Source organism: Chitinophaga sp., from assembly GCF_036569185.1.
GTDB lineage: Bacteria > Bacteroidota > Bacteroidia > Chitinophagales > Chitinophagaceae > Chitinophaga.
The window spans coordinates 1-10,812 of record NZ_DATCRD010000394.1 but is presented as its reverse complement, the minus strand read 5'-3'; the positions used below and the strand labels follow the sequence as shown (position 1 = coordinate 10,812).

Genomic DNA, 10,812 nt, shown 5'->3' with positions numbered 1-10,812 from the left:
GCCGTGGGAATTCGTTATCGTTTTTTATAAGACGGAATAAGGTACGCTGACTTATCCGGGTGATAGCGGATAAGGCTTTAATGTCTACCAGCTCACTGGGTTCCTGTGGTGGTAATTGTATAGGAACATATACAACCTGGGAGCCTAATGCTGATTGAAGCATTTTGTCTTTGGTTTCAACATTGGAGTCTTCTACCTTCTTATTCTTTTGACGGAGTTTATAATTGCGTCTTGCGCATTCCAGGGAGCAAAACTTGGTAACCGTCTTTTGGGCAACGAATATCTCATTACAATGTTCGCAGATCTTTCTTATTCTGATATTACTGCTCATGTGGAATTATTAAAAAACAGAAATACGGGTTATAAGAGGTATGCTTATCCGGGTCGTCTATTATTTACAAGCTGTCTATTACTGTCAATTACTGCCATCATTTCTCCAAAATAGAGAATCCTGTACCTCTTTCTATACTATTCGAAAGGTACACTTTTGGGGGTCCAAAACCAAAAAAATCAGTGGAAAATATAAAAAATTTGTTCGGCTAAAATCTTTTACTACATTGCGTTTGGAAAGAATATGAAAATAGAGAAAAGTATAGAAAAGCCCCTACTTTCCGATACAAAACTTACTAAAAATATAATCCAGCCTGTCCTCATTTGTCACCTCCCCTGTTATCTCACCAAGATAATGCAAACAAAGCCGGATATCCAATGCCAGCAAGTCGCCCGGCAGCCCATTGTCCATTCCCTGCTTCACATCCAGTAACGACTTCAACACTTCCTGCAGGGCTGCGTGATGACGGGCGTTAGTGATGATAGTGTCTTCTGTATTAACATCTCCGGCCAGTACTTTGTGCACAAGCGCATCTTTCAGTTCCTGGATATGTGCGTGATTTTTTGCGGAGATAAAAAGTATTTCAGGAATAGCGGAGAATTTAGTGCGGATAGCTGCTTCACCGGTAATATCTGTTTTATTTCCTACCAGGAGATAATTAACGTTTTGCGCTTCAAAAGCTGTCACCTGGTTACGTATATCCGTTTCAGTGAGCTCATTCACATCAAAAAGGTAAACGACAACGCCGGCTTCCCGGATTTTTTCCATGGTTTTCTGTACACCAATGCTTTCAATGGTATCCAGGCTTTCACGGATGCCTGCAGTGTCTATAAGCCGGAAAAGGATGCCATCTATATTCAGTACTTCCTCGATGGTATCACGGGTGGTACCGGCGATATCGCTGACGATAGCTCGGTTTTCATTCAGGAGGGTATTCAGCAGCGTGGACTTACCCGCGTTAGGTTTTCCCACTATGGCAGTATTTACACCATTCTTGATGACATTTCCCATCCGGAAGGAACCAATGAGGTGTTTAACGACCCCGGTTGCATTGGAAACAAGCGTATATAAGCCCGTACGATCGGCAAATTCCACATCTTCCTGGCTGAAGTCCAGTTCAAGTTCGATCAGGGCAGAAAAGGTGATTAACTGCTCACGCAGGGCATGTAATTCTTTGGAGAATCCACCCCTCATTTGCTGCATAGCTGTTTGGTGGGAGGCGGCTGAATTGCTGGCGATAAGATCTGCTACTGATTCTGCCTGGGTAAGATCCAGCTTGCCATTCAGGAAAGCCCGTTGGGTAAATTCACCGGGTTTGGCAAGCCTCGCGCCTGCTTTAACAGTGGCATCGATGATCTGTTGCTGTATATAGGGAGAACCATGACAGGATATTTCTATCACGTCTTCCCCGGTATAGGAACGGGGGCCTTTATAAAGACTTATTACTACTTCATCAATGATGTGCCCATTGGAAACGAGGTTACCGAAATGCAGGGTATGGCTGGCTTGCTGCAGGAGGTCTTTGCCCGGGAACAGCCCGTTGCAGATACTATAGGCATTGGGGCCACTCAGCCGTATAACGGCAATGGCGCCAAGACCGGGAGCTGTTGCCACCGCTACAATTGTATCATCGAATCCTGTTAGTTTCCCCAGCATACCGTTTTTATTTACCAATTCTTAAAGGGCACAAATTTACACACAATCGGGGCTATCACCAATTCCAGAAAATCAAAGGTCCCGTTCCAACGAAGTTGAAACGGGACCTTTGAAAAATATGCTTGATACAGTACTACTCCTGCAAAGTAAAGCGGATCGGGAGATTGAACTGTACAGAAACCTGGCGGCCATTTTGCTTACCAGCTTTCCACTTAGGCATGGTTTTCACCACACGCACAGCTTCTTCTTCCAGGCCACCACCTTTTGCGGCACCTACTGTTTTTACATCTTTAATGTTTCCTTCAGAATCTACTACGAACTGAACGAATACTGTACCGGAAATACCGTTTTCCTGCGCAACGCGTGGGTAACGGATGTTTTTGCTCAGGTACTTGGCCAGTGCTTCCTCACCACCAGGGAAGGTTGGAGGCTGCTCTACGAAAGTGAAGATTTCTTCTTTTGCAGGAGCAGGAGGCGGGCCTACTACACCAGTACCTTTACTGTCATCCAGTAATCCCGGATCAATACCGTTCGGATCACCGTCTACAGTTTTGGTGCTGATGGCTTTATCTTTAATGTCCTCATGTTTCGGAGGTTCCTCATCCGGTGGTACTTCATTATCCTTCTTAATTACAGGAGGAGTGAACTGTACTGACGGTTTTACCGGTGGCGGTGGCGCAGGCGGTGGAGGTGGCGGAGGTGGCGTTTTCGGATCATCCGGTAACTTCACATCCTCCATCTTAATTTCCTGGATCACCGGCTTCTTCGTGTTTTCACCCTCAGAAGCTTTAACCCACTGTGATATCATATACGTTGCGAAGAATATTACAAACAATGACACGGTACCCAAAATGGCATTCCGCACACGCTTATTATACTGTCTCCGCAAATCGTACGCCCCATACTCCTTGTTCCTGCCGTCAAACAGGATATCAAGAAAATCGGACTTTAAGACTTTAGCAGAATCCATTGTTGTTGTTTTATGATGGATGCAAAAAAATAAATTAGTTATTTAGCCGGCGGAGCTGCAGGAGTATTAGGAACACCGTTAGCTGCTTCTGTAGACTGTATCCATTTTTTATCCTGGTCACTGATATCTACAGTTGCGTAACGTTGTATTCTGTTGATGGCCATTTCATCAAGAATATCTACGAAATTCTTGTAGTTAGCCTGATCATCAGCTTTAATAATCACCACAACATCTTCTGGTTCACCTTTTGCATTTCTCAGTTTGGAAACTTCGTCCCTTTTCCTGATGATCTCATCTCTGATTCCTCCGGTGTTGGCAAAAGATGTTGCCTTGAAGAAGTCAGGATTAGCAGAGGCATTCGGGTCTTGTGCCAAACCTTCGTAATAGTAAACACGATTATCTTTTCCGAGTAAAATGGTAAGGGCCGTACTTTCTTTTACCTTATTCTGGTCCTTTTCATTTTCGGTATCCTTTGGCATGATCAAGTCCATTGTTTTGGGCTTGGACATGGTAGTGGTTAGCATGAAGAAGGTAATCAGGAGAAAACCTAAATCCACCATTGGCGTCATATCCACACGGGTCGACTGTTTCTTCGATTTCGTTCCACCGTGTTTCTTTCCACCGCCACTACTGCTGGTATCCATTTCTGCCATAGTAGCCAATTTTTTTAGTTCTTAAATCAGCAGTCTTCCAGGTCAGGAAGTATTTACTGCCGTTTACTTCTTAGGTGCATTTGCCTCTTCCCAGGCAGCTGTACCTTTAGGAGCTTCTTCCAGGTTAGTAACCAGGTTCAGCTTCTGGATATGCTTCTTTTTGAAGGTATCCAGGATTTCCTTGATCTTTGGATAAGGAGTCTGGTTGTCTGCTTTAATACAGTACTTCAGCTTTGCAATGCTTCCGCCTTGTGCTGCCACACCATATTCGATCCAGGCACCTAACTCATTATTTGCAGAATCCGTAGGAATTCCTTTATCCAGTCCTGATTTTTTACGCTCGTCCTCAGAGAGGGAAAGATATTGTTTCAGGTCTTTAATAGGCGCTCCTACACTGGCTCCGGTCACAAAGCTTTTAATTTCTTTATCGCCCAGGCCCAGTTTGTACTGCGTGTTCAGATCTTCTATCAGCTTCTTTCTTTTGGGCTGACCATCCATGCTGAAAAACACTCTGCCATCCTTATCTACTGTGAATAATAACACATCAGAATCAGGTAAAAGGGTGGTGTTAATAGAGGATGGGGTAACTACTGTTACCGGTTCATCCGGTTTGAACTTAGTCGCCAGCATAAAGAAAGTTAACAGCAGGAAAGCCACGTCACACATTGCTGTCATGTCAATGGCGGTGCTTTTCCTTGGCATTTTAACTTTAGGCATCTTTACTCTGTTTTATGATTTACTTTAAATAGATTCAAAACCGCTCAAATTCCATAAATAATCCGCGATTATTTGTGGTTTGCAGCGAAGCTCTGAGTTAAAGTAAAGCCAGACTCATCGATAGCGTAAGTGATGCTGTCAATATTGGTAGTGAAGTAGTTGTACATTACGATCGCAATAGCAGATGTACCGATACCCAGTGCGGTGTTGATCAACGCCTCGGAGATACCTAACGCCAGCTGTGCAGAATCCGGAGCACCACCAGAAGACATCGCAGAGAACGCCTTGATCATACCCAATACTGTACCGAACAGACCCAGCAGGGTTGCTACTGATGCAATGGTAGACAGGAACACCAGGTTCTTTTCCATCATTGGCAGTTCCAGTGCGGTAGTTTCTTCAATTTCATTCTTGATGGTCAGGATCTTCTGTTCTGTATCCAGATCAGCATTGGTAACCATTTCTTTGTACTTTTTCAGACCTGCTTTCAATACGTTTCCTACAGAGCCTTTCTGTTTGTCGCATTCTGCCAGCGCTGCGTCTACATTTTTGTTAGCCAGGTGATACTGTACTTTACGTACCAACTCAGAACCACTGAATTTACCTTTTGCTTTTGACAGGTACAGGAAGCGCTCGATCACGAAAGTCAGACACACCAGTAATACGGAAATCAATACCGGTACTACATAACCGCCTTTGTAAACAGTACCAAACCATTTACCGATACCTGAATCTATAGGATGTCCATCGGGATTATTACCCTGGAAATTGGCTGGATTACCTAATACAAAAAAGAAAAACAGGAATCCTATCACTAAGCAGATAGGCACAGCCAACGTTGCGAACAGGTTGGATGACTTTTTAGGTTGATGAGAAGAAGCCTTAGCTGTAGCTGCAGTCACAGTTGTTTTAGTCTCAGCCATGTTGATTGAAATTTTAGTGTTAAAAATTAAACTATTGTTTGTTAGAAGTTATTATTCTCTTTAGAATGCCCCTCAGCACTCAATTTACTGTCAATTTACTGTTTTAATCAGTGATTCGCAAAGTTATACGGTTGGTCCAAAAAAACAAGTGCAGCCCAAAAAAACCCACAAAAATTAACCTTCACACGCAAAAGCCCCACCACAGGGCTTTTAGACCACTCGTTTTTTTAGAGCAAACACTTACATAAGCGAATAAACCAATATTGCAGTTCTCACAACTTATTGTTACTGTCCCAATACTTGAAATCGTTTGATTTTTTTCAAAGTTGGACGCACAATTTAAGAAAAAATTCAAATGTTCCAACAGAAATCTTACAATTCTGCTAACTTATTTATTCCCGCGCCAGTAAACAGTTTCAGGCGACGCTAATAGCATTTAGCAACACAACGCCGAATATTTTCCCGATTCATAACTTGAAATTCAATACGGCAGCGGTAATCAACCTGTCTCCATCCATCTCTGCCATATGGAATTATTATTTGCTATAACAATAAATACTTACATTAAAAAAGTTGCCATCGCAACTATTGTTTTAACTCCTACTGTCAATTTTACTTCTTTTTTTCCATTCCTACAGTCTTTACTGCGCTTATGGATTTTCCTGATAAGTTAATACTTAATATACTTACTTGCAAAGGTTTTTAAAAAAACATAACAACTAATCAAGAACCAATTATTAAATCGTAATGAGCAAACCATTTCACCACAAACTGATAGTAGCCATGGCAGGCGCGCTTTGCCTGGGTATTACAGCTTATCAACCTGCCAGCGCACAACGGAAAAAACATAACCGTAACGCCGCACCAACTACTCCTGCTCCTGCAAAAGACAGTACCGGGAAGCCCCCCATGATCAAACCAGGACCCAAAGCAGGCCCAAAGCCCTTCGCCGAAGTAATTACTGATAAAGCCCAGGCAGACTCCGGCCTGTTCAATATCTACAAACAGGATGACCGCTTTTTCTTTGAAATCCCTGATTCCCTGCTGGGCAGAGACGTACTGGTAGTAAACAGGATATCCAAATCGGCCGCAGGCCTCCGCGCCATGATGATGGGCTTCAGCGGTGATATCATCGGCGAAAATGTGATCCGCTTTGAAAAAGGCCCCAATTACCGCATCTTCCTGAAAAATATTTCCTATGCCGATGTATCAAAAGATTCTACCCAACCAATGTTCACCTCTGTGAGCAACTCCAACCTGCAACCCATTGTGGCAGCATTTGATGTCAAGGCGACATCTAAAAACGGGAAAGGTAATGTTATTGACCTGACTGAATACATCAGTGGCGACAACGATATCCTTTTCTTTGATGGACAGGTTAAAAACGCACTTAAAATCGGTGGCGTTCAACCGGATAAATCTTACATCTCTGATGTAAAATCATATCCGATGAACACCGAAATCAAAACGGTAAAAACATACAGCAAATCAGGCAGCTCCGGTGGTCCTGGTATGCCCCCTTCCGCCGGAGGCAATGCTACCGTGGAGCTGAACAGCTCTATGGTATTACTCCCTGCGGTGCCAATGCAGCCCCGCTACTTTGATCCCCGTGTAGGTTATTTCACTACCAGCGTTACCGACTTTGATGCGGATCCGCAGGGTGTAAAAAGACTCCAGATGATCACCCGCTGGCGACTGGAACCAAAGCCGGAAGACATGGAGAAATATAAACGCGGGGAACTGGTGGAACCGGTAAAACCCATCGTGTTTTATATTGACCCTGCCACCCCTGTAAAATGGCGTAAATACCTTATCATGGGTGTGAACGACTGGCAATCCGCTTTTGAACAGGCAGGCTTTAAAAACGCTATCATCGCTAAAATGGCGCCCACTCCCCAGGAAGATTCTACCTGGTCTATCGAAGACGCGCGATTCTCCGCCATCGTATACAAACCATCCGATGTACCTAATGCAAGCGGACCACATGTACACGATCCCCGCTCCGGCGAAATTATTGAAAGCCATATCAACTGGTATCACAACGTAATGCGTTTGCTGCGCAACTGGTACTTTGTACAGGCATCCCCCAACGATCCCCGCGCCCGTAATATGCAATTCAGCGATGAACTGATGGGTGAACTGATCCGCTTCGTGTCATCCCACGAGGTGGGCCATACCCTGGGTTTACGCCATAACTTCGGATCAAGCTCCACCTACCCGGTTGAAAAACTGCGCGATAAAGAGTGGGTGAAAAAGAATGGCCATGCCGCATCTATCATGGATTACGCCCGTTTCAACTACGTAGCGCAACCTGGCGATGGCATTACCGGGGCTGATCTTTATCCCCGTATTAACTACTACGATAAATGGGCTATTGAATGGGGCTACAAACTGCTGCCACAGGCAAAATCACCGGAAGCGGAAGTACCCGTTCTCAATAAAATAACAATAGAAAAACTGAAGGATAAGAAGTTCTGGTTTGGTACCGAATCAAACCCGGATGACCCACGGTCCCAAAATGAAGACCTGGGCGACAATGCAATGATAGCCAGCGGCTATGGCATTAAGAACCTGCAGTATATCATGCCTAATCTTCTTAGCTGGACAAAAGTAGAGAACGAAGGCTATGGTAACCTGTCTGAATTGTATAAAGAAGTGGCTGGTCAGTTTAGCCGTTATATGGGGCATGTAGCCAAAAACGTAGGTGGTATTTATGAAACACCGAAAACGGTAGAACAGGCAGGCGGCGTATACGAATACGTTCCAAAGGCTATCCAGAAGGAGGCAGTGGCATTCCTGAACAAGCAACTGTTTACCACACCAAAATGGCTGATCAACCAGGACCTGCTGAGCCGCATAGGCAGCGATGGCGTATCCCTGATCAGTTCACGCCAGGCGCCCATCCTGGACAAGCTGATGAGCACCAATACTATCAATAAACTGATCACCGGTGAAGCCGCGCTGGGAGCTAAAGCTTACGACCCGGTTGAAATGCTGAACGATCTGAAGAAATCTATCTTCTCAGAAATTTACACACATCAGTCTATAGACGTATACCGCAGGAACCTGCAGCGCGACTATGTGGATAACCTCTCTGAACTGGTAGCGCCTCCCGCTCCTGCCAACCCGATGATGGGTGGTTATGCACCTCCGAGTGCATCGCGGTCAGATGCTGCAGGCATTGGCCGTGCCCAGCTGGTGGCCCTGAGAACTGAACTGCGTGCAGCTGCCGGTAGTGGCGACAGTATGACCCGCAATCACCTCCAGGACCTGATAGCCCGTATCAATAAGGCGCTGGATCCCAAATAACGAACCCGTATACACGATATCGGCGCCCTTCCTGGTAATCCGGGAAGGGCGCCTTCTTTTATACATATTTAAAACCTTATAAATTATTGTGGAAAATGCTTAATATCGCTGCATTATTAACCTAGACGCCTCAAAAGTGAAAGATCGGACTAACAAAATCACGATATACGATATTGCGCATAAACTGAATCTGTCGGCATCTACTGTTTCACGTGCATTACAAAACAATCCTCTTATCAACCTGGAAACACGCGAAAAAGTACAGGCAACAGCTACAGAAATGGGCTATGTTCCAAACTGGATAGCTTCCAGTTTGCGCAAAAAGAGGTCGAATATTCTTGGCCTTATCGTACCCCGAACTTCCATGTACTTCCAGAGTACCGCTATCAGCGGTATTCAACATGAGGCGCATAAATATGGGTTTAGCATTGTTATTGGCCAGTCGGATGAGACCGTGGCGATGGAAAAAGAACTGGTACATACTTTTTATTCTCTCCGTGTAGATGGTTTACTTGCAGTGGCCTCTATGTTTACCACCAACGTTGATCATTTCAGCCCGTTTATCAAGAACAATATTCCACTGGTATTTTATGATCGTGTACCTACAGATTTCCAGGGATACACTATTACCGGGGATGATTTCAGGGGCGGCTTTCTTGCTACCGAGCACCTGATCAAGCAAGGCTGCAAACGCATTGCCCATTTTTCAGGAGTACTTACCTGTAACCTTTACCAGCAAAGGCTTTCAGGTTATAAGGAAGCATTGGCACAATACAATATCCCATTTGATGAACAGCTGGTTTATATTCATGACCTGACAATGGATTCGGCCACCGTTGCTGCACAACAATTATTTGATGGACAGAAAATGCCGGATGGGATGTTTGCAGCTAATGATAGTTCTGCAGTTGCTTTTATCCGCGAAGCAAGGAAAAGGAATATAGCTGTTCCCGAGCAGATCAAAGTAGTAGGCTATTCCAATGATCTCTCCTCCAGGATTATTTCGCCGTCTTTAACTACCATTGAACAATCGGGGTATAATATGGGGCAGAAAGCAGTAGAGACCATCGTTCAGCTGATCAATCATGAAGAAACAGTGAAAGTGACAAAAAATTACGTATTTCCTGTAGAGCTGATCAAGCGGGAATCTACCGGATCATAAATTCAATAGTAAAAACTGATAACCTACAACTATATGAAATCTTCCATTTATGCAGCACTACTATGCACTGCTGCAGTTGCTGTATCTTCCTGTAACAAACGTATCTATGTCCCTAACCAGGTGAATGTTCCATTGCTGAAAGAGAAGTATGAATTCAAAGGCAGTGTTACCCCTACCAATTTGCAGGGCGCCTTTGCTATTACTGATAACATAGGGATTATGGCCAATGGCCAATACCTCTGGGGATGGAGTTATACCGATCCTACAAACAGCTACGATGATGATGGCGTGTTCAAGGATAATAACACCCGTGGCGGAATGGTAGAGGGAGCAATTGGTTTCTTCAAACCTATAGGCCCAAATAAGAAAACTGTTTTTGATGTGTATGCAGGTTACGGCGGGGGCCATTTTAAAACGCTTTCCGGCGATTACAGGTCGGATAACAATGGTACAGGTAATATAAACCTGAATGACTATGTTATCAAAAACCGCTTCAGCAAAGTGTTTATACAACCCAGTTTCGGGCTTGCCCACCGTGTGGTGGAAGCTGCGTTCAGCAGCCGGTTTTCATTTGTAAATTTTTACAATAGCAGTATTGGAGTAAAGGCATTTGAAAACGATGAAGTGGAGCAAAACAAGTTTATGCGGATTCACGATAAAACGGTCGTATTTTATGAGCCGGCTTTTACTGTAAGGGTAGGATTTAAATATGTAAAATTCCAGGCGCAGCTGCAGTTTTCAACGCCATTAAACAATAACAGTTTCTACGACACTAATAGTTATAACGATAAGAATTTCAATGACTATTTCCAGCCTGTAAATTTCAACATGGGTGTTGCGATAGATCTGGCGCAATGGTATAACCGCAGATAGTAATTTATAAAGATGATTTCCGGGGAGATCACAAATGATATAAAATAAAAAAGCCTTAGTGTATGAAACACTAAGGCTTTTTCTTAATAAGTATGGCAGCTACCTACTCTCCCGCATGATAGTGCAGTACCATCGGCCATGAGGGGCTTAACTTCTCTGTTCGGAATGGGAAGAGGTGAACACCCTCGGCATAACCACCATAAGATCTTTTTTGCTGT

Annotated in this window: 9 protein-coding genes and 1 rRNA gene; 3 read left to right on the top strand and 7 right to left on the bottom strand. The window is 44.1% G+C overall.

The annotated features are described in order from the left end of the window. The 6 genes from VIM72_RS29745 to VIM72_RS29720 form a co-directional block, all read right to left on the bottom strand. On the bottom strand, nucleotides 1-331 hold a 331-nt coding region (locus VIM72_RS29745; RefSeq protein WP_332006440.1), incomplete at its 3' end, for a hypothetical protein. A 273-nt stretch (nucleotides 332-604) separates the two neighbouring features. Further along, nucleotides 605-1,987 carry a tRNA uridine-5-carboxymethylaminomethyl(34) synthesis GTPase MnmE gene (mnmE, locus tag VIM72_RS29740; RefSeq protein WP_332006439.1) on the bottom strand — a complete coding sequence of 461 codons (1,383 nt, stop codon included), beginning with the start codon at nucleotides 1,985-1,987 and terminating at the stop codon, nucleotides 605-607. Between the two features lie 133 nt (nucleotides 1,988-2,120). After that, the gene (locus tag VIM72_RS29735) at nucleotides 2,121-2,957 is read right to left on the bottom strand and encodes a TonB family protein (RefSeq protein WP_332006438.1); all 837 of its coding nucleotides are present in this window, start codon (nucleotides 2,955-2,957) and stop codon (nucleotides 2,121-2,123) included. A 38-nt stretch (nucleotides 2,958-2,995) separates the two neighbouring features. Continuing rightward, nucleotides 2,996-3,610: a biopolymer transporter ExbD gene (locus VIM72_RS29730; protein WP_332006437.1), complete on the bottom strand. Its 615-nt coding sequence runs from the start codon at nucleotides 3,608-3,610 to the stop codon at nucleotides 2,996-2,998. 63 nt (nucleotides 3,611-3,673) lie between these two features. Next, nucleotides 3,674-4,327, bottom strand: a complete 654-nt coding sequence (locus VIM72_RS29725) for a biopolymer transporter ExbD (protein ID WP_332006436.1) — start codon at nucleotides 4,325-4,327, stop codon at nucleotides 3,674-3,676. Nucleotides 4,328-4,395: 68 nt separating this feature from the next. After that, nucleotides 4,396-5,250 (bottom strand): MotA/TolQ/ExbB proton channel family protein, encoded by an 855-nt coding sequence (locus VIM72_RS29720; protein ID WP_079470957.1) that lies wholly within the window; start codon nucleotides 5,248-5,250, stop codon nucleotides 4,396-4,398. Between the two features lie 747 nt (nucleotides 5,251-5,997). Here VIM72_RS29720 and VIM72_RS29715 point away from each other — a divergent pair. The 3 genes from VIM72_RS29715 to VIM72_RS29705 all read left to right on the top strand — a co-directional run bounded on the left by VIM72_RS29715 (nucleotide 5,998) and on the right by VIM72_RS29705 (nucleotide 10,594). Continuing rightward, a complete protein-coding gene (locus tag VIM72_RS29715; protein ID WP_332006435.1) occupies nucleotides 5,998-8,559 on the top strand; it encodes a zinc-dependent metalloprotease in 2,562 nt (853 codons plus the stop codon). Nucleotides 8,560-8,695: 136 nt separating this feature from the next. Beyond that, on the top strand, nucleotides 8,696-9,721 hold the full coding sequence (locus VIM72_RS29710) for a LacI family DNA-binding transcriptional regulator (RefSeq protein ID WP_332006434.1): 1,026 nt from the start codon (nucleotides 8,696-8,698) through the stop codon (nucleotides 9,719-9,721). 33 nt (nucleotides 9,722-9,754) lie between these two features. After that, nucleotides 9,755-10,594, top strand: a complete 840-nt coding sequence (locus tag VIM72_RS29705; protein ID WP_332006433.1) for a hypothetical protein — start codon at nucleotides 9,755-9,757, stop codon at nucleotides 10,592-10,594. 90 nt (nucleotides 10,595-10,684) lie between these two features. On the opposite strand, the gene rrf is transcribed toward VIM72_RS29705, so the two are convergent. Next, nucleotides 10,685-10,796 (bottom strand): 5S ribosomal RNA (rrf, locus tag VIM72_RS29700). Between the last annotated feature and the right edge of the window lie 16 nt (nucleotides 10,797-10,812).